The organism is Enterovibrio sp. FF113 (assembly GCF_041439165.1).
Classification (GTDB): Bacteria; Pseudomonadota; Gammaproteobacteria; order Enterobacterales; family Vibrionaceae; genus Enterovibrio; species Enterovibrio norvegicus_A.
This window is the reverse complement of sequence record NZ_JBGONO010000007.1, coordinates 1-20435: the sequence shown is the minus strand read 5'-3', so window position 1 is coordinate 20435 and position 20435 is coordinate 1. Positions and strand designations below refer to the sequence as shown.

The 20435-nt window shown below is 47.6% G+C and carries 16 protein-coding genes; 2 read left to right on the top strand and 14 right to left on the bottom strand.

What is annotated here, in order from left to right:
* Positions 1-177 precede the first annotated feature (177 nt).
* On the top strand, positions 178-516 hold the full coding sequence (locus ACED36_RS07030) for a Grx4 family monothiol glutaredoxin (RefSeq protein ID WP_016958389.1): 339 nt from the start codon (positions 178-180) through the stop codon (positions 514-516).
* A gap of 91 nt (positions 517-607) precedes the next feature.
* Here the strand turns inward: ACED36_RS07030 and ACED36_RS07025 are convergent, their stop codons facing one another.
* The 5 genes from ACED36_RS07025 to rnt form a co-directional block, all read right to left on the bottom strand.
* Positions 608-1930: a Na+/H+ antiporter family protein gene (locus ACED36_RS07025; RefSeq protein ID WP_016958388.1), complete on the bottom strand. Its 1323-nt coding sequence runs from the start codon at positions 1928-1930 to the stop codon at positions 608-610.
* A 165-nt stretch (positions 1931-2095) separates the two neighbouring features.
* Positions 2096-4504, bottom strand: coding sequence for a VolA/Pla-1 family phospholipase (locus tag ACED36_RS07020; RefSeq protein ID WP_371733053.1), 2409 nt, complete (start codon positions 4502-4504; stop codon positions 2096-2098).
* Between the two features lie 22 nt (positions 4505-4526).
* Complete coding sequence (locus ACED36_RS07015; protein WP_017004803.1) at positions 4527-5774, bottom strand: outer membrane protein transport protein; 1248 nt, start codon at positions 5772-5774, stop codon at positions 4527-4529.
* Positions 5775-6218: 444 nt separating this feature from the next.
* On the bottom strand, positions 6219-7541 hold the full coding sequence (locus ACED36_RS07010) for an outer membrane protein transport protein (protein ID WP_016958385.1): 1323 nt from the start codon (positions 7539-7541) through the stop codon (positions 6219-6221).
* A 273-nt stretch (positions 7542-7814) separates the two neighbouring features.
* On the bottom strand, positions 7815-8495 hold the full coding sequence (gene rnt / locus ACED36_RS07005; protein WP_017004804.1) for a ribonuclease T: 681 nt from the start codon (positions 8493-8495) through the stop codon (positions 7815-7817).
* Between the two features lie 228 nt (positions 8496-8723).
* Here rnt and ACED36_RS07000 point away from each other — a divergent pair, with 228 nt between their 5' ends.
* Positions 8724-9560 (top strand): OmpA family protein, encoded by an 837-nt coding sequence (locus ACED36_RS07000; RefSeq protein WP_241819056.1) that lies wholly within the window; start codon positions 8724-8726, stop codon positions 9558-9560.
* 89 nt (positions 9561-9649) lie between these two features.
* On the opposite strand, the gene ACED36_RS06995 is transcribed toward ACED36_RS07000, so the two are convergent.
* The 9 genes from ACED36_RS06995 to rsxA form a co-directional block, all read right to left on the bottom strand.
* A complete protein-coding gene (locus ACED36_RS06995) occupies positions 9650-12547 on the bottom strand; it encodes an HD domain-containing phosphohydrolase (protein WP_371733001.1) in 2898 nt (965 codons plus the stop codon).
* A 254-nt stretch (positions 12548-12801) separates the two neighbouring features.
* Complete coding sequence (gene gloA, locus ACED36_RS06990; protein ID WP_016958381.1) at positions 12802-13218, bottom strand: lactoylglutathione lyase; 417 nt, start codon at positions 13216-13218, stop codon at positions 12802-12804.
* Positions 13219-13335: 117 nt separating this feature from the next.
* On the bottom strand, positions 13336-13977 hold the full coding sequence (gene nth / locus ACED36_RS06985; RefSeq protein WP_016958380.1) for an endonuclease III: 642 nt from the start codon (positions 13975-13977) through the stop codon (positions 13336-13338).
* 24 nt (positions 13978-14001) lie between these two features.
* On the bottom strand, positions 14002-14694 hold the full coding sequence (locus ACED36_RS06980; protein ID WP_016958379.1) for an electron transport complex subunit E: 693 nt from the start codon (positions 14692-14694) through the stop codon (positions 14002-14004).
* Positions 14691-15323: an electron transport complex subunit RsxG gene (rsxG, locus tag ACED36_RS06975; RefSeq protein WP_016958378.1), complete on the bottom strand. Its 633-nt coding sequence runs from the start codon at positions 15321-15323 to the stop codon at positions 14691-14693. Before rsxG ends, ACED36_RS06980 begins: the two co-directional genes overlap by 4 nt.
* Positions 15320-16381 (bottom strand): electron transport complex subunit RsxD, encoded by a 1062-nt coding sequence (gene rsxD / locus ACED36_RS06970; protein WP_016958377.1) that lies wholly within the window; start codon positions 16379-16381, stop codon positions 15320-15322. Before rsxD ends, rsxG begins: the two co-directional genes overlap by 4 nt.
* Positions 16382-16383: 2 nt before the next feature.
* Complete coding sequence (gene rsxC / locus ACED36_RS06965) at positions 16384-18873, bottom strand: electron transport complex subunit RsxC (protein ID WP_371732999.1); 2490 nt, start codon at positions 18871-18873, stop codon at positions 16384-16386.
* Positions 18870-19460: an electron transport complex subunit RsxB gene (rsxB, locus tag ACED36_RS06960; RefSeq protein ID WP_016958375.1), complete on the bottom strand. Its 591-nt coding sequence runs from the start codon at positions 19458-19460 to the stop codon at positions 18870-18872. The genes rsxC and rsxB overlap by 4 nt, the downstream gene beginning before the upstream one ends.
* The gene (rsxA, locus tag ACED36_RS06955) at positions 19460-20041 is read right to left on the bottom strand and encodes an electron transport complex subunit RsxA (RefSeq protein ID WP_016958374.1); all 582 of its coding nucleotides are present in this window, start codon (positions 20039-20041) and stop codon (positions 19460-19462) included. The genes rsxB and rsxA overlap by 1 nt, the downstream gene beginning before the upstream one ends.
* Between the last annotated feature and the right edge of the window lie 394 nt (positions 20042-20435).

The following is a 20435-nucleotide window of genomic DNA, read 5'->3' as shown; positions in this document are numbered from 1 at the left end:
AGGTGACGTATCTACTTATAGACTGACTGCGAAACAGTTTAGCAAGGTTTTACTTTATTAAAAGAATAATTTTTTAAAAAAGCGGCTGAATTTGACCCTAAAGATTTTAGGCGTTTTTTTCCAACCCTTTCCCAGTTAGAATCAAGGTAATCATCACACTTGGTGTTCGAGGAAGTAATGGAAACGATTGATAAAATTAAACAGCAGATTGAAGAAAATACGATCCTGCTATACATGAAAGGCTCACCTAAGCTACCTAGCTGTGGCTTTTCTTCTCAAGCTAGCCAAGCGCTGATGGCGTGTGGCGAGAAATTCGCTTACGTAGACATTCTGCAAAATCCAGATATCCGCGCTGAGCTGCCAATTTATGCACAGTGGCCAACTTTTCCACAACTGTGGATTGAAGGCGAGTTGGTTGGTGGTTGTGACATCATTCTGGAAATGTTCCAGAAAGGTGAACTTCAGCCATTGATCAAAAACGCGACAGCACGTCGTGACACTGAAGAAAACAGCTAGTCCGTTTTGTCAGTCTGTGACGCTATAATGTTAAAAAGCCGCTGATTCAGCGGCTTTTTTGTGTCTGTTTGCTAGAAGCACTGTTTGAATGCTATAGGGTCATGGCCGCTATCCAACCAAAGGCAATTAATGGCAGGTTGTAGTGAATAAAGGTCGGCACAACCGTATCCCAAATGTGTTCATGCTGACCATCTGCATTGAGACCAGATGTTGGACCCAAGGTCGAATCTGACGCTGGAGAACCCGCATCACCCAGTGCTGCTGCGGTGCCAACCAAAGCAATGGTTGCCATTGGTGAGAAGCCGAATGCCAGCGCAAGTGGCACGTAAATGGTGGCAATGATGGGAATGGTGGAAAACGACGAACCAATACCCATGGTCACCAGTAAACCAACAACCAACATCAGCAGCGCCGCCAGCGGTTTGTTGTCCCCAATCGCGTCAGACAGCGACGCCACTAAGGTCTCAACCCCGCCAGTGGCTTTCATCACTGCGGCAAAGCCTGCGGCGGAAATCATAATGAAACCAATCATCGCCATCATATGTACACCGCGGGTAAACACGTCTTGGGTGTCTTTCCATTTAATGACGCCACCAAAGGTAAACACCATAAAGCCGGCTAAAGCACCGACAATCATGGAGCCAGTATAAAGCTGCACACTCAGCGCGGCGGCAATAGCAAAAACGGCGACAACGATATTCTGAGGTTTGAATTCGGTTTTTTCAGGCTCTGCTGCGAGGATCTTCTCTTCAGAATACTGGCGTGGTTTACGGTAACTGATGAAGGTTGCAACCAGCACACCAAACAACATGCCTGCAGCGGGTAATAGCATGGCCTGTGGCACCTGGCTGCCGACGACATCTAACCCATTGTCGTGAAGGTTTTTGAGCAAAATATTGTTGAGGAAAATCCCGCCAAAACCAATAGGCAACACCATGTATGGCGTGATCAAACCAAAGGTGAGAACACAAGCAACAAGGCGGCGATCCATATTCAGTTTGGCAAACACATGCAGCAACGGCGGGATAACAATTGGGATAAAGGCGATGTGAACCGGAATGACGTTCTGCGACGAAATAGCTAGCAATGCAAGTGCGACAAGTACCATATATTTGAGTGCACTTGATGCGGCGGCATTGTCTTTACCATGCAGTTTTCGGATGATGCCATGAGCGAGTAAATCCGTAATGCCAGAGCGGCTCAACGCGACGGCAAATGCGCCCAGCATGGCATAGCTGAGTGCAATCGTCGCACCACCGCCCAACCCGCCTTCAAAGGCTGCAATGGTATCGGTGAGTGATAGGCCACTGACCAAGCCGCCAAGAACGGCACTAAAGGTTAACGCGACAACGACATTCACGCGCATCAGCGCTAATGCCAGCATCACGCAAACTGAAATGACTACTGGATTCATGATTTCTTATCCCTACTTCCAGCCCAAATGCGGGCCAATATTTATCCCAAAAAGACGAAGGTCACAGTTTGCGGATATTTTTGAGGTTGTCGAGGGGAAATTGGGCGACTAGCGGAAATAAAAAAGGCCAGCGGGTGCTGGCCTTTTGGGGGAGGTCTAGGGAGATTATTCTAGAACGCTGGTGTCACTCACCGCATAATCGGAACTGCCTGCTAGGAATTGTACCAACTGGCTTTGCATTTCTGTGGTATGCCCAAGGTCACTAAAATCGTCTTCTTGAGGAGAAATCACAGTGCTGTGCTTACCAACATCACTGAACTTAGTGAAGTTTCTGCCATTGCTTGTCGTTTGTGACGCACTATCAACAGTGGTTAACTGAAGCTTCGTTGCTAACGGTTCTGTACCCGCAAACGGCGCATCGGTTACCGTGTTTGGCACTGTCGCATCATTTTTCACTTGTTGCATATGAATCGGCAACGCGTCTAAAACGTTAGTGCCATTGAGGTCATTTTCACCCACCAAGTTGAATGGGTCGACGGCATCAATAACCGTCTGTGCCGCGTAAGCAAAACTACTAACTAGTTCTGCCGCCTTTGTTGCATCCGTTGTGCCACTCGTGACCTGGGCAATGATGCCAGGGCCGAATGTGTTAGAGCCCAACAACAAGTTGGCGATTTGACCACCGGTATTGGCTGCCGCAACACGAGAGAACTTAAATATGGCGTCGCCTGCCGCATCGTCAAGCGTGCTATTCGCCATGGCGACAGTACCAAACCCTGTGATACCTCCTAGAGAGTGACCAAATAGAGACGGGTTTGTCACCGCAGTGTTTGCTAGTGGTGCCAACGGTGTGCCTGCAAATGCGGTAACCGACTGAGTGATTGATGCTGCAGCCCTTAGGCCCATGTTGTCCAGCATACTTTGTCTTAAATTGTCACGACCTACAGGTAGGTAAGTCAAGTTCAAGAAAGCCGTCGGATCAACATTGGCTGAGCGTGTGGCATCTAAACTTCGCTCACCGTGCAATGGCTGATCAATAGCAATAACCGCAATGTCTTTGGTGAGAGTTTTCGCGCCATTAATAACATTGGCAGCAAACGCATAGGCATTTTCCTTCGCTGACGTAATACCGTGTTGATAAATCACCAGTTCCATGTCACCGGGTGAGCCAACCAGGGCTGTTGGGGTGAAGAGGATAAATGGCACGTCTTCCAAAGATTTAAGCTGAGGAACAGGGTTATAGCGAGTAATAACACGCTCTGAATCTAGTTGTGAGCCGTCTGCTTTGGTTAACGTGAGGCCAACAAGCTTGAGTTGTTCGGCAGGGTCTGTCGCCAATGTGGTTAAATCAACACCAGCCGCCACGAGTTGTTGCCCAACCGCACTTGCGTCATCGGAATTGTCGCCATTGAGTACATTGGAAACGATTGCCAAGCTCGGCATCGCCGATTCAAACGGTGTTGTGTTCCAAGTCGAAGCGTCTTTTTCCAAGAAGTAGGGCAGTTTGACTGTGCCCTTTGAAACAGTCACGGTACCGAGCGCATAAGCGGTAACCAAGGCTGCAGCATCGCTACCGTTGTTCGTTTCAATGTAGCTAGCAAAATTGGTGTCGGCAGGCAGTGCAGTTGCATAATCCTGACCTGACGCAGGAACCGACATAAAGTAAGCGCCTGTTAAGCTAACATCATTGGGGTTAGCGGAATCTTTCCAGACTGCACCGAAGTCTCCTAATCCAGCTCCTGTCGCAATCGCAGCTTTAGTCGCATATAGCGTGTCGCCGACTGATTGTGTCGTAAACCAAGAACTGTAAATAATATCCTCGTTCGCGGTCCCCAACTGAGCAAAGATTGCATTGATTCCTTTGGTCACTTGAGCGGCGGTAGCGATAGAATCATTCACAATGGTTGTTGATTTAGAAACCAGTGTTGCATAGGAGGACGACATGCCGAGTGCATCGCCGTTGGCGTCATTCAGGTCGTCTGTGAGTGCAATAATATACTCACCTTTTTCTGATAATGAGTCGGCGAATTGAATGATGAGGCGATCGTTTTTTGCATCAGAAATGACTTGGTAATCCGTGCCATTTACCAACATTTTTTTAAGGTTTGGAGAGCCTGTTAATCCTTCAGTCAGTTGAGCAACAACGACACCTGATGCCAACACGCCATCAGCTAACCCTGCGCCTTCAAACGGCATGACTATCGGCATCGAGACAGGCCAACCATCCATGGTGCCCATTGCTGCTCTTGGATCGGCGAGATTTGCAGCTAGAGCAGCACGATTACCTGAACTCATACTGGATTGCGTGGCACTTGCATCGCTGGTGGGGATATTTAATGTGCCGTCGTTAGTGTCCATCAATAAGAAACTAGGACCAGGGATCGTTGCATCACTGCCAGAGAGGTTAAAGCTGATCTTGGTAGGTGCTTTTAAGCTTTCTTGAATATAAGCTTCTTCAAAAACGCCAGAGCCAGTGTTGCCACTTAATTCGGACTCTCCACATGCGGAAAGACCAAATGCAGCTGTTAACATCAGCGCTAGTCGGGTTTTATTGCTTGGTAAGTCTAAATACATCATTCATCTCCCTCGACTGATGTTAAAAGGTGTAATTGGCTTGCATTGCCGCGAGATACGCAGCGCCTTTGCCATCGAAGGTAAAGTCGATACCCGATACGCTGCTACTTTCCTTTAAGGTGTTTGACTTGCTGTAGATATATGTCAAACCTACGTCAAAAGAGAGTTGTGGCGAGTATTGATAGGTGGCACCACCAGAAAACCAATAGCGATCAGTATCTGGGATACTGAGTGTCGATTTACCCGCTTGTTCATCAAAGGCGAAACCAGTACGTAACGTCCAGGTTTCATCAAGCGTATAAGTAGTGCCGACTGAATAACGGAATGCATCATCGTATTTTTCGTCTTTTTGAAAACAGATTCCATTGGTTAATGAACAGCCTGTTCCCGTGGCTTTTAGCTCTGTAAATTTGCTCCATTGAGACCACATGACGCTGTAATGAACGGCCCAAGTTTGATTGAGTTGGTGAAAACCAGAAAATTCGGCAATGGCAGGGAGGGGAACGTTTAGGTCTCCACTGGTTTCGCCACCGCCTGGGATGATGTTTCCAGAGTGATCGGTGAAATCACCATTAAACTCGAGGTCGATACGAGAACGATAAGCTAGTCCAAAACGATGCTTGTCACTGAGTTCATAGACTGCACCTGCATTCCAACCGAAACCCCAGGTATCACCTTCCATGGTTATCAGTTTGTCACTAAAATCGTTGGATACGGCTGTTGAAGCGATACCGTAATGGCGATTTAACTCAGCCATGGCATAAACAATATTGAGGCCTGCACCCACACTGAACTTGTCATTAATTCGATAGGAGGCTGCTGGATTCAAGTTCACTGAAACTAAAGAAGTATCTCCTGCAAGATCGCCTGCGTTGAAAGCATCTGGGTAATCAGTAGCTACACCGTATGTTGTATAAAGGCCAACACCAAATGCCCACTTATCGTTTAGCGGATTGACATAGTATGATGCGGGAACAACCTGCATTGGAGCAACGTCAGATGCTTTTTGCCCAGTTGTTTTGTCTGTAATATCAATTTCTGGGTCAACAATGTGAAGAGCGCCAGACACTTGTGTCTCAGTGAATAACGCCATTGAAGCAGGGTTGCGAGCCATTACAGAAGCGTTATCCGCCATTGCTGCCTCGCCTGCGTATGCCCGACCCAAACCACTGGCCGAGTGCTCGGATACCTGAAAACCCGCACTCCAAGCACTAGGGGCAGCGAGTGCGACAGCCAGCGCTATCGCGATTCTTGATAATTTTTTTGACATAGAGCCTCTCGTCCAAATTGAGCTTTTTGATTGTTGTTTAATCAAAGTCCATTTTTTTCAATAATTTGAAAAACGTTGCAGCTTAAAGCAAGCCACTATTCAAGCTGGTCGGATCTTTTGAATAGTCAATATGTCATGTTGCACAGGAATGTTAAATACCTGTTAAAAGCAATGCTTCTGTATGGAATGTCAGGTATCGGTGCCTAGTTTTAAAACTTGCGTTTTAAGTAAAAACACTAAAATGGTATGGATTGTCATGAACGCTTTATTATTAGGGGGTTACTGTTTGAAATGGCTTGCGGGTTAAGTGAACGTTTGTTTGAAAGGTGGCTTGTTGACCCAAATAACAGAGTGACGGGAGGGAAGAGAAGATTTCACTTTTGTGATAGGCAACAAAAAAAAGCCGATTAAAAAATCGGCTTTTCTCATATTTAAAACAATCGGTTAGAAGGTGTAATTGGCACCAAGCGCGAAGATATAAGCGTCTCCACCTGCTTCAAATGTGAAGCCATCTTCAGATCCCGTTACGCTATCACCGCTCAGGTATGCAAAACCAGCGTCAATAGTTAAATCGTCTGAACTCGCATAGGTTGCCCCAATGCTATACCAAGTACGATCAGAATCAGGAATGCTGAGAGTTCGGTATTCTTCTTTTACCGGGCTCTCATCATATGCAACACCAGCCCTAAGCGTCCATTGACTGTCTAGGTAATGTGTCGCACCAACAGCGTAGCGCCAGCTATCTTCCCACTTTTCATCTTTTTGCAGACAGACACCATCGAAATTGCCCGCTGAGCTGCCACAGTTTGTATTAGTACTTGTTGCCTTTAATTCTTGGAATGAGCTCCAACCTGTCATCATCGCACTGTAATGAATTGCCCATTTTGGTACTACTTCATGATAGCCAGATAACTCCAACACATCGGGTAAATTTAGTTCAAGCTCACCAGGCACTGATGCCCCAGTTTTTCCAACATAAGCAGTGTTAACGCCACGGTAATCCCCTTCTAAGGTGGCGTCGACTTTAGAACGGTACGCTACCCCTAAGCGGTTTTTTTCGTTAATTTGCCATAGCGCTCCAATGTTCCAGCCGAACCCCCAGCCATCTCCTGCAAGATGACTTACTTCATCGGTAGGTTGTGTTACCCCAATTGCAGCCAATGTAGGCGCTGATGCGCCATATACTGCAGCACCAGCATTTCTTGTTAGCGATGCATCCGCATAAATAGCATTCAGGCCAGCACCTAAACTTAGTTGTTCTGAAACCTTGTGCGCGAAATTGAGATTGAAATCAATGGTAAGCAATTCGGTTTGGCCTGCAATAGGACCAGCGGAGGAGTTAGATGGATAGTCTGTTGCGAGGCCAAAGTTAGAGAAGGTAGAAAATCCAATCGCAGATTTATCATTGATGGGCCTGACATAGTGGAAATAAGGGACGATCGCGTCAGGAGCAACATCACTGTGATCTGATGAAACTGTAGATGGCAATGCACTCGCTGGCGTAGTTCCGACAGTTTTAACAGTCGCATCTACATCCGGCTGAATAAATGACAAACCACCAGAAACCTGTGCGGAGTCAAACATGGTCATAGCGGCTGGGTTTCGAACTGCGACGGCGGCGTTATCTGCAATTGCGGCTTCGCCGGCAAATGCTCTGCCTAGCCCACTTGCTGAATGTTCGCTAATTTGGAAGCCTGCACCGTGTGCTTGAAATGCTGCTAAAGCAACGGCGGTAGCTAGTAGGGTACGTTTTGCTATTGGTTTCATCTAATTTTGCCTCTTTGTCACTGCCTTGTATGGTTCTCGCTTCTTTTTTGCGTTATTTCTCAAAAATGGTAGAGCGAGTTAGTCAAAAAAAGTATAGGCACAAGATTAAAAATGTAGATGTTTTGTTATCAATAGTTTGCGCGAGATCTGATTGCTATTTGGGGTGGATTTTTGAGGAATTCAAACTTTTGTTTGAATTTGGTGTTTGATATTTTGGTAAGGAAGGCGGACTGTCTTATATTTCAATCAGTTCCGCCATTTATTTAGATGTGTCTAATCTGTTTGTTCATCAGCGGCTTGTTCGGAATCGCTCTCGACTTCAAGAACAGGCCAACCGCCTAATGTCTTCCATCTGTTAACAATCTCACAAAACAGCTCTGCGGTACGCTCTGTATCATAAAGTGCTGAGTGCGCTTCGCGGTTGTCAAAGGCGATGCCTGCGGTTTTACAGGCTTTTGCGAGCACTGTTTGTCCTAGTGCCAGTCCACTTAATGCCGCCGTGTCAAACGTCGCAAACGGGTGGAATGGATTGCGCTTGAGGAGAGAGCGTCGAGTGGCTTCCATCACGAAGCTGTGATCGAAGTTCGCGTTGTGCGCGACAATGATTGAACGCTGACACCCTGATGCTTTTTGTTCTTTACGGACAAGCTTAAAGATTTCCTTTAGCGCGTGTTCTTCGCTAACCGCGCCGCGAAGCGGGCTGAAGGGGTCGCGAATGCCATTGAACTCAAGTGCTTCTTTGACAAGGTTTGCACCTTCGAATGGAGCAACATGAAAATGAATTGTTTTATCAGGAGACAACCAACCATCGTCGTCCATTTTTAAGGTTACGGCACATATTTCCAGCAAAGCGTCTGTATTTGAGTTAAACCCTGCGGTTTCGACGTCGATAACAACAGGAAAGTATCCGCGGAATCGTGCTCTTAGCGTGTTAAGGTTGGTTTCTTGAGTCATGTCTCTTGCAACTAATAAAAATCAGGCGAGTATTATGGCAGAAGCGCGGGGTATTTTCATTTCTACTTTAGGCTCTACGGATTAAAATAAACCCTAAAGATATGGCGTCACTTACCGATATGGTAAACAGCACCATTCCACTTCGAGCCACCACGAGAAACAGGAAACTGCCCTGCCATGAAGAGATCAAACACCTCTCCACTGCTGACATTTCTCATCGCTGCAAGCATGTTGCCGCTGTCGGCTAATGCGAGCAAATTCTATGGTGCGAAGCCGCTGGAATCTCAATGGCAAGTCACGGTTGATACGCCGATTGAGTGCCGTGTAGAGCACATGATCCCAAACTACGGCATGGCGACATTTACTTCACGTGCAAGCAAGAAAATCAATTTGGATTTTGAGCTGGAAATGCGCCGTCCGATGGGACAGACAGAAAATGTGGCTTTGGTCTCTATGCCTGCAGTTTGGCGGCCGGGCGACGCTGCAGAATACATTGACCGACTGCGATTTTTTAAGCAGTTTGACGGCTATGTTGATGGTCAAACGGCATGGAGTATGTTGGCCGAACTAGAAGATGGGCGTTTTCCTACTTTTAGTTTTCAAGAGTGGCAGAGCCGTGGGAAGCGAGTAGAGGTCGCGCTTTCAGCCGTGTCTTTCCAGCAACCTTATAATGAATTCAGTAACTGTATCTCTGGTTTATTGCCCTATTCGTTTGAAGATATCGCATTTACGGTGCTTCATTACAATGATAATGGTGATGAACTGAATAAGCCGTCTATGGCGAAATTAGCACAAATTGCTGAATTCGTTCGATACAGCCCAGATATCGACTTGGTGTTGATGGCGACATATACCGATGGTCGAGGCGCAAAGGCGGCGAATCAGCGTATGTCTGAAGTAAGAGCCAAGAATCTGGAAGAATATTTCATGTCGCTGGGCTTACCAAAAGATCGCATTCAAGTCGAGGCATTTGGTGAGCGCAGGCCGATTGCGGATAATGATAGTCCGATCGGGCGAAACAAGAACCGACGTGTTGTTATCTCGCTGGGGCGTTCCATTATCTAACTTGTGACAATGTTAAATTCATACTGAAAGCCCCGCGTGAAAACGTCGGGGCTTTTTGTATATTGAGTGCGACTATGTCGAGTGCTCATTTACGTTACGGCGGCGGGTTCAGCCTTTTCTTTAGGGGTAATCATCGCAAGTAATGCTTGTTCGTCAACGGTATCTTGTTGTGATTGTGGTAAGAAAGATTCTGCATAACGTAAATAGACTTTCTGCTCGATAAATAGACGGAATAACTTCGGGTCTATATGCTTGTCTTTCGCCATGAAAGCTAAGATCTTCATCGCTTCACTTAGTGTTTTGGCTTTCTTGTAGGGTCTGTCACTGGCGGTCAGTGCTTCAAAAATATCTGCAATGGCCATGATACGAGCATCGACAGACAGGTTGGTTTCATCTAAGCCGTAGGGGTAACCTTTGCCATCGAGTTTCTCGTGGTGACCACCGGCTATCTCAGGTACGCGTTGAAGGTGTGAAGGATAGGGGAGCTTCCTAAGCATTTTAATGGTCTGAATAATATGGTCGTTAATAATGAAGCGTTCTTCATTAGTCAACGTTCCACGTTGAATAGACAGGTTATGTAACTCGCCGCGGTTGTATTGAAGCTCAGGAATGGGCAGCTTGAACTCCCAGTTTTTAAAAGTCTCAAGCTGCTGGGATAGCCATGGAATTTGATGGTCCAGCTTATTGGTGATGACATGTTCTTTGCAGGGTAATGTCTGCTCTTGTCTGGGCTGACGGCGATCTTCTTCTTCCCACGACAGACCCTGCATGTCATCAATGGTGCGATACCAAGTTCTTGATGCAATCTCTTCTAAACGTGTGATGTTTTGATTGTCCATAAACTCGCTGCCGAGGTTATGTTTAGCAATAAATGCAAAATCTGCATCCAGTGCTTTGTGCTCTTCACTGAGCCAGCGATCGAGGTCAGCAACATTCTCGCCCTCAATCCGTTTTTTCCAGTAGCGAATTTCAGCATCGCGTTTTAAGACTTCAAAGCGTGTTCGAATTTCATGGATGCGGTTGTAAATAGTTTCTAGTTTGGTGGCTTTATCGACGACATACTCTGGTGTTGTCACTTTACCGCAGTCGTGCAGCCAAGCTGCAAAATACAAGGCTTCTTGGCTTTGTTCATCCAGCGTAAAATCGGGAAAATCCTTGGTGTCATTACTCGCCGCATTGGCAAGCATGAATGTGAGTTCTGGTACGCGTTGGCAATGCCCACCTGTGTATGGCGATTTGGTATCGATAGCAGATGCCATCAGTTCGACAAAAGACTTAAACAGTAGCTTTTGAGCCGCAACACGATCCCAGTTTTCTTTGATTAGGGAGGCAAAGCCTAAAAATTGCGTAATGAAATGAATTTTTTCTTCTTGGTGATCGGGGACGTTTCGATTGAAACCGACTAACACGTATCCCACGCTTTCATTTTCACGGTTGTTAAGCGGCAAAATCCAAGCACGTTTGAGATCCGCGGGAAAAAAGCCTCGCTGAATATCTGTTGATGAAGGGGTAAAGCTGAAGAACTGCTGGCATTCAAGTGCATTGGAAATCTCGGGCGACTCCGCGATGAGCATGCCGATATCAATTGTATTGTCATCGGCATTTTGAGGATAACAAGCAGTCAAAGATAAAGCGTTGCTATCTTCAGATGATGTCGTCCACATCAGCACATAATCGGCCCCTGATGCGTGGTGGCAATGAGAGACTATATCGTTGAGCAATGAATCGAAATTAGAGCTGTTTGACACACGATGTAACGTGTCTAAAAAGCCACTGATGGTATCGGCCATGACGCCAATGGACTCGGATAAGGTTTTGACCTCTGCAATGGAGGATGTTGGAAGAGAGATGTTTGAAAAATCCAGATTGCGAATTTTCTGGGTTTCTTTTCCGAGTAATTGTAGAGGCTTAGCGATCTGGGCTGATGCCCAAAGCACCATAAGAGTCCCTAAGAGGAGTACCAAGGCGCTGATGGCAACTTGATTATTCCTCGCATTCAGTGCGCTACCGATCAGTTGCTGTTCAGGAATGGCTTTTGCGAGCCACAATCCTTTGCCACCCGCAAACTTGATGTGGACGAGGCTGAGCATCCACGTTTGATCAATATGCTCGACATTGCGGGTTAACTCCGTCAGTTCAGAAGCAGCATAGAGTTGGTTCAGTGGTGAGCGAGCCATCGATGACAGTCGTTCATTTGGTGATGCGGCATCAGCATGGGACAGAAAGCCATTGTGAGCAATAATATTTTTGTTTTCATCAAGTAGCAGCAATTGCGTGTCTGGTGAGTCAGTGAGTGTGGCGAGGAAATTTGATAGCGAAGCCAACGTAATGTCTGCCGCTATAACGCCTAAGTTGTCTGGAAGTTGACGTGAGAGCGTAATCCCCATGCGTTGTATGAAAAAATAAAAATAGGGGTCGGTAATGTGAATGCCACCGTCACTGGGTGCGACTTGGTACCAAGGCCTTGTTGTTGGCAGATAATCAATCTTATTCACATCGCTGCCAATGTAGCTTAGGTTTGCATCGTAATAGGTACGTTCTTGGTGACCGTTGGCTGTATTGATATCGACCATAATATGGCTATTAACGGGCGTCGAAAATTGCTGGCGCATAAACGCGGCACTGGTCGAACGTACAAAAGCAGATTGCTCGTCGGGGTAGCCAAGATAAATTGATAAAACATCAGGGTTCTTTGCCATGATGGCATTGATGGTTGCTAGCCATGTTGTGTTGGTTGAACTGCTAGGGTCTTGACCATAACCCGATACGGCTAACGCATCTAAAGAGGTGGTAACTGGCGCTATAAGCCTTTGAAATGATAGTTTTACCTGCTCGACATTCTGCTCTGTTCGCTCGGTCGCCAGTTGATGATTGAGCGCTTTTGAGTTTTGGTAACTCAATACGATGAGAAGAATGGAAAGTATAGAAACAACGACAAAGAAAATGCCGGCAATATGTATCTGAAGCGTATAGCGGCGCTCAATCATAGGGTGGTGTCTTGAAAGTGAGATATAGACAAAGCGTATCAGAACATTTTTCGCTTAGAGTAATTTCATTTAATCGTTTGAATTGCATCACGTAATGATGAAATTGAAATGATGCTTTGTCGTGATGGTGAAGATGCCTTCTATGCACTGAAAAGGAGACAGGAGGAATAGCGGAGAGCGGGGAAGCTGGGAGGAGAGAAGCAGGGCCACATCCACAAGATGCTTGAGGCATGGCCCATTACAAAAGAACGAGGCTAGTCGCCTAAACCCGCTGATGCACTTTTGTTTTGGATGAGCTCAATTTTGTAGCCATCAGGGTCTTCGACGAATGCGATTTCTGTTGAACCGCCTTTTACTGGGCCAGGCTCGCGCGTGATGTTTGCGCCTGCAGCACGCAGTGCATCACAGGTTGCGTAGATGTCATCGACGCCAATCGCGATATGACCAAATGCCGAACCATGTTCGTACTGGGTAGTTCCCCAGTTGTAGGTCAGTTCAATCACTGCGCCTGTTGACTCATCGCCATATCCAACGAAAGCCAATGTGTATTCGTACTGCTCATTTTCATTTTTACGCAGTAGTTGCATGCCCATGACGTCGGTGTAGAAAGCGATCGAACGATCCAAGTCGCCAACGCGGATCATGGTATGAAGAATACGACCGTTGCTCATGTTGCTCTCCTTAAATTTAAATGCACGATAGTGTATCAGCTTGATTTGCCTGAAACAGTATATTGATGTGTCTTATGCGGCGTAAATTCTAGCGTATACATTGGTTTTCTAACGACGTTATTCGTCGGGATAAACCTTGTCTTTGAACTCGCATAAGTCTTCAATAATGCAGCTGCCACAGCGGGGTTTTCTGGCTACGCAGGTATAGCGACCATGCAGAATAAGCCAATGATGCACATCGACTTTGAACTCTTTTGGGACAACCTTGAGTAGTTTTTCTTCTACTTGGTCGACATTCTTACCCACGGCGAATTTGGTGCGGTTGGACACTCGGAAAATATGGGTATCTACTGCAATGGTCGGCCAGCCAAAAGCGGTGTTAAGCACAACATTTGCAGTTTTTCGACCAACCCCGGGCAGGGCTTCAAGCGCTTCACGATCTTCTGGTATTTCACCGCCGTGTTGCTCTAACAAAATCTTGCAGGTTTTGATGACGTTTTCTGCTTTGGAATTGAATAACCCAATCGTTTTGATGTACTCCTTCACGCCATCGACGCCCAGATCCAATATCGTCTGGGGGGTGTTAGCGACCGGATAAAGTTTATCCGTGGCCTTATTTACACTCACATCCGTCGCTTGCGCCGAGAGTAAGACTGCAATCAAAAGTTCAAACGGCGAACGCCATTTTAATTCTGTCTCTGGATGCGGGTTTTCTGCGCGAAGGCGTTCTAGTATCTCAACACGTTTTTGGTTATTCATGCTTCATCCGTTGAAATCGGGTTGTTAGTCGGCAGACGTAATGCGTACACGTTCGATAACTGCTTTTTCTTTCGGTTGTTTTTTTGCTTGGCGAGCATCTATTACATTCTTAGCAGCGATCAGGAAGCCAACAGTTAAGAACGCACCCGGTGGCAGCATGGCAAGCAAGAAAGGGCTATCAAAGTGGAACACTTCAATACGAAGCCCTGCGGCCCAATCGCCAAGTAGGCGGTCTGCACCGTCAAACAAGGTGCCATTGCCCATTAGCTCACGGATTGCACCCAGAACGACGAGCGCAGCGGTCATGCCCATGCCCATCCAGAAACCATCTAGCACCGAAGGGAGAGGCGCATTTTTTGATGCAAAAGCTTCCGCTCGTCCAATGATGATGCAGTTGGTGACGATGAGGGGAATAAAGATACCCAGCGACTGATACAGGCCGAAAGCGTAGGCGTTCATGAGTAGTTGAACGCAAGTTACCAAGGAGGCAATAATCATCACGAAGATAGGAATACGGACTTCTTTGGGCACCCACTCGCGCACTAAGGAGACGATAAGATTCGAGCCGACCATGACCAACAATGTGGCAATCCCCAGCCCCAGTGCATTGGTGACTGTGGCAGAAACGGCCAGCAGCGGACAAAGCCCAAGCAGTTGAACGATAGCCGGGTTGTTTAGCCATAATCCATTTTTCATTAGTTCGCGATTTTGACTCATTTTGCATCTCCACAATCAAGCGGCTGACGAGCAATGGTGTCTATGTTTTGCATGGCATACCAGGCAGCCTTTCTCGCTGCGTTAACCACGGCGCGAGGAGTAATTGTCGCCCCAGTGAATTGATCAAACTGGCCGCCATCTTTGTAAACGGCCCAACGTTTGTCGTCTGCACCTTCAAGGGGTTTATCACTGAAAGACAGTACCCAATCAGACACGTTGAGATCAATTTTGTCGCCCAGCCCCGGTGTTTCTGCGTGCTTAAGTACGCGAACACCCAGCACGGTGTTGTTGGTATCAATACCCACCAAAACCTTGATTGCGCCGTTATACCCATCGGGGGCAATGGCTTCGATGGCTAAAGCGGTTGGCTGACCATCTTTAGTAGCAACGTACACTGGCATCGGTGCATCCGTTCCTAGAGCGGGATTCGTCACGAGAGTACATTGTCGTGCCAAGGCGTTGTCATGCAGATCTTTAGGGATCACTTGATTGAGCACTTGTAACAGTTGTAGACGTTCTTGTTCCGCAATGGTGTCTTTCGTCAGTGTGTTTGTTATGGCGACCAAGCCCGTTGAAAGCAAAGCCGCTAAAGCGAGAATCGCTCCGTTGTTTCGCATTGCGCGGATCATTTGCTTTCCTTTTTATAGCCATAGGCGGTTGGCTTGGTGTAGTAGTCAATCAAAGGCACGCACATGTTTGCGATCAAAACGGCGAATGCGACACCATCAGGAAAGCCACCGAAGGTGCGAATTAAATACACCAGTGCGCCAATCATTGCGCCAAATACCAAGCGACCTTTTGGGGTGGTGGACGCGGAAACAGGATCGGTGGCGATGAAAAACGCCCCTAACATGGTTGCGCCGGAAAACAGATGTAATAGCGGTGATACGACAGCGTCGGGACTGATGGCGTAACCAATAACACTGAAAACCAACAAGGTGGTTAGCATTGCCGTTGGGATTTGCCATTGAATCACTTTCAGCTTTAGCAGCGCTAATCCACCGAGGAGGAATGCTACATTCACCCAACCCCAACCAAGTCCTGCAAAGGTACCAAAAACAGGATCTAACACCGCTTCTGATACGGTTTTTCCTGCGAGCAACGCCGTTTTAATCGTATCTAGTGGCGTTGCCATGGTCATACCATCTACGGCGACACGCAGTTGGTTGACGCTGAAACCATCGGTGCTTAAGCCCGTGAAAATGCTTGATGCACTGTCCAAGAAGCCAAGAGGCTGTGCTAAAAGCGAAGAGGGTGGCAGCCAAGTTGTCATTTGAACCGGGAAAGAGATCAGTAGGACGACATATGCAACCATTGCTGGGTTGAAAAGGTTTTGTCCCAACCCGCCGTAGAGATGTTTTGCAATAACAATGGCAAACAGACTGCCAATAACCGCAATCCACCAAGGCGCGAAGGGCGGGATGGAAACGCCGATTAACATACCAGTGAGTAACGCGGAGTTATCCTGTAAATAGCGTTTAACGGGGCGTTGTCGAAGCGCGACAATGGCGGCTTCTGCAAGGATGGCGGTAACAGACGCAATAGCAACCTGAAACAGAACACCCCAACCAAAGAAATAACAAAGCGCAGCAATGCCGGGAACGGCACACAAAAACACCATCATCATAATATCGCTGGTGCTTTTGCGGTTGTGGCTATGTGGACTACTGGCAATAAAAAAGGCCACTGTTACTTATCCTCGTCATTAGTTTTTTTCTGCGCTGCTTTGCGCGCTTTGGCGCGAGCAATAGCAGCAGCAACGGCAGCTTTCTTCGGATCGACGTCAGCGGCTGGTGTTGGTGAAGGAGCTTCAGCGTCCACTTTTTCTTGTGAATGGCTTTCTGTTGAACTTTGCGTTTGCTGTTCAGCTTTCCTCGCTTTGGCGCGAGCAATAGCAGCGGCAACAGCGGCTTTCTTCGAGTCCGCTTCAGCAACGATTTCGTTATCCACCGCGGTGTCTTGAGCCCGCGCATCAGAGTCAGTTTGTTGTGCGGCCTTGCGCGCTTTTGCACGAGCGATGGCTGCTGCAACCGCAGCTTTCTTCGGGTCGACGTCAGCAGCCGTTTCGTTTTCTACAGCTGCGTCTTGAGCAGGTGCTTCAACGTCAGCGTGTTGTCCGGCCTTGCGCGCTTTTGCGCGAGCGATGGCAGCGGCAACCGCGGTTTTCTTTGGATCGACGTCAGCAGCCGCTTCGCTTTCTACATCTGCGTCTTGAGCAGGTGCTTCAACGTCAGCGTGTTGTGCGGTCTTGCGCGCTTTTGCACGAGCGATGGCAGCGGCAACCGCAGCTTTCTTTGGATCAACATCAGCAGCCGTTTCGCTTTCTACAGCTGCGTTTTGAGCCGGCGTTTCAGAGTCAGTTTGTTGTGCGGCCTTGCGCGCTTTAGCGCGAGCAATCGCAGCGGCAACAGCATCTTTCTTTTCAGAACCCGCAGAGGAGTCGTCAGCGCCTTTTTCTGGGCCAATACTCTCCATTTGCGCTTTGCGTTCACGCGCCTGACGTTTACGCTCTTCACGCAATAGCTTCATTTCGCTGTTGTCAGGTTCACTTTGACCTTGCGACGCAGCTTCCGCTTGTTTGGCTTTTGCTCTTGCAATTGCTGCGGCCACAGCAGGTTTAACGGCGGTCTCGGTGCTGCTTTGTTCGGACTTGGCCTTCACACGTGCAATGGCAGCAGCAATGGCATCGCCGTCACCGGATTTCTCCATCGCTTTTCGGCGATTATCTGCTGCGAGTTTATGGCGTGCTTCGCGTTGTTGTTTTTCTCGCTCCATGCGTACTTTTTTGGCTTCGAAGCGCTCTCGAGCGCGTTCGGCAGCCACTTTTTCCGCATCACGAGTACGAATTTCAGCTTTGGCCTGTCGGTAATATTGAACTAAGGGTATTTCGCTTGGGCAAACGTAGGCACAGGCGCCACATTCAATACAATCAAACAGATCGTACTCCTGGCACTTGTCGAAATCTTGGTCTTTGGCGTACCACTGCAATTGCTGTGGCAGCAAAGATGCTGGGCAAACCTCGGCACAAGCACTGCAACGAATACAAGCCATTTCACCCTGTGAGGGAGCTATTTCACGTCGGCTTGGCACCAGAACACAGTTAGTGACTTTGGTAACGGGAACATCTGCATGCGGTACGGTATATCCCATCATCGGGCCGCCGATGATCAGACGTTCCAATTTTTTCTCTGGTTCGTAACCGTGTTTATCCAGCAAGAAGCGGACGGGTGTACCAAGCAGCGCCCATCGGTTTCGCTGTTCACGCAACGTATTGCCTGTCAGTGTTACGACACGCTCGATCAGTGGCTCACCGTCTATCACTGCGCGTTTAATCGCGAAGACAGTTCCTACGTTTTGCATCATCACGCCAATAGCCGCGGGAATTGACTTGGCTGGCACTTCTTTTCCGGTGATCAGTTTGATTAATTGCTTTTCACCGCCTGACGGATATTTGGTCGGTACGACCTGCACAAGGATATCCGGCTTACCCGCGACAGCAGCCTTCAGCGCAGTAATGGCTTCTGGTTTATTATCTTCCAGCGCAAGCACCGTCAATTTCGGGCTGACGATACGTTGAAGTACTTCAACGCCTTGGATTATTTCTTTTGCATATTCTTGCATCAGACGGTCATCTGCCGTGATGTAAGGTTCGCACTCTGCACCGTTGATGATCAGCACTTTTGTGCGTGCGAGCGCGGTTTGCAGTTTTCTGGCGGATGGGAAACCCGCGCCACCCATGCCGGCAATGCCCATCATGCGAATATGGTCGATCAATATTTCTGGCAAGGCTGTGTGGAAGTCAGACATGCTGACTTTGTCGCACCACTTATCATCAAAATCTGGGCGAATCACGATACAGGTTTCTGACAAACCTGAGGCATGCGCGATAGTGCGAGGTTCAATCGCAATAACGTCTCCTGACGTAGGCGCGTGAACGGGGCAGCATTGCAGTATGTCAGATTTGGTCAGTGGCTGACCTTTTAGCACCTTTTCGCCAACAGCCACCAATAGTTGACCTGTTGTGCCGATGTGTTGTTTCAGCGGCAAAACGATCTCGTTTGGAATCTCTGCGGGCAGGATGCTGAACTCACTCGACTGGCGTTTGTTTTCTGGTGGATGAATGCCTCCATGGAAATCCCAGATTTGACCTTGTTTTATTTCTTCGATAAGGGCGATCATGCTTGCTTAACCCCCTTGTCGTTTTTGTTAGTCTCGCTCGGGAGCTGAACAACTGGGATTTGTTCTAACTGCCATTTCCATGTTTCAGGCGTTGTTTTTAAAGGGATCATTACAATACAGTCAGTCGGGCAGGGGGCAACACATAAGTCACAGCCAGTGCACTCATCTTTAATTACAGTATGCATGGCTTTTGTGCTGCCAATAATGGCATCAACAGGGCAGGCTTGAATGCATTTGGTACAGCCTATGCAGTCGTCTTCGATAATGAAAGCGACGGTTTTGACATTCTCTTCTTCGTGGGCGGATTCTGTTACTTCCACGCCCATCAAATCGGCGAGCTTTTCGATGGTTGCCTGACCACCAGGAGGACATTTGTTGATGGTGTCGCCGTTAGCAATCGCCTCTGCATAAGGGCGACAACCTGGATAGCCACATTGACCACACTGTGTTTGGGGCAAGATGGCATCGATCTGTTCAACGATAGGGTCGGACTCCACTTTAAAGCGAATGGATGCGAACCCGAGTAAAATACCAAATATAGCGGCGAGAACGGCGATAGCCAGTACCGCAATAAAAATTCCGGTCATTACAATTTCACCAACCCAGTAAAGCCCATAAACGCTAGCGACATCAGACCAGCGGTGATCATTGCAATGGAAGCACCACGAAATGGGCTTGGCACATCGGCTGCAGCAATGCGTTCACGCATGGCAGCGAACAAAATCAACACTAATGAGAACCCTGCGGCAGCACCAAAGCCATAAATGATCGACTCAATAAAGTTATGTCTTTCATTAATGTTTAGCAGAGCAACACCCAGAACGGCACAGTTGGTTGTGATCAGAGGCAGGAAAATGCCCAGCAAACGATAGAGCGTTGGGCTGGTTTTATGTACGACCATTTCTGTGAATTGTACAACAACGGCGATAACAAGAATAAAGCTAAGGGTACGCAGGTACTCTAAGCCTAACGGCGCCAATATATAGGTCTCGACCAAATAGGCGCTTACTGACGCGAGAGTCAGTACAAAGGTGGTCGCAAGCCCCATCCCAATTGCGGTTTCAAGTTTCTTTGACACACCCATAAAAGGGCACAAGCCAAGAAACTTAACCAACACAAAGTTGTTCACAAGGACAGTGCCGACAAGAAGCAACAAATACTCAGTCATGCCATTCTTCGAAAATTTATAAAGATCTTTGTATTATCGGCGTTTGACGCCGCTATAACAACAGATAGGCAGAAGGGTTTTTCATCAAAAGGGGAGTAATGAACGATCTTTGTGCGAAATGCCCCTTTGTTTTACATGCAAGTAAACGATTAATAACAGTTAGGTAGGGGATTTTTAAAACCCAAACGAAAAAGGCCTCGTCTTTCGTCGGGGACGCCTAGTTAAGGCCTTTGTAATGTGGCACCCCCTGCAAGACTTATTGGGGACGCCTAGGCTTGCAACAAATCACGCAGTGAAAATCCCAAACGAAAAAGGCCTCGTCTTTCGACAAGGCCTTCGTAATGTGGCTCCCCCTGCAAGACTTGAACTTGCGACATACGGATTAACAGTCCGC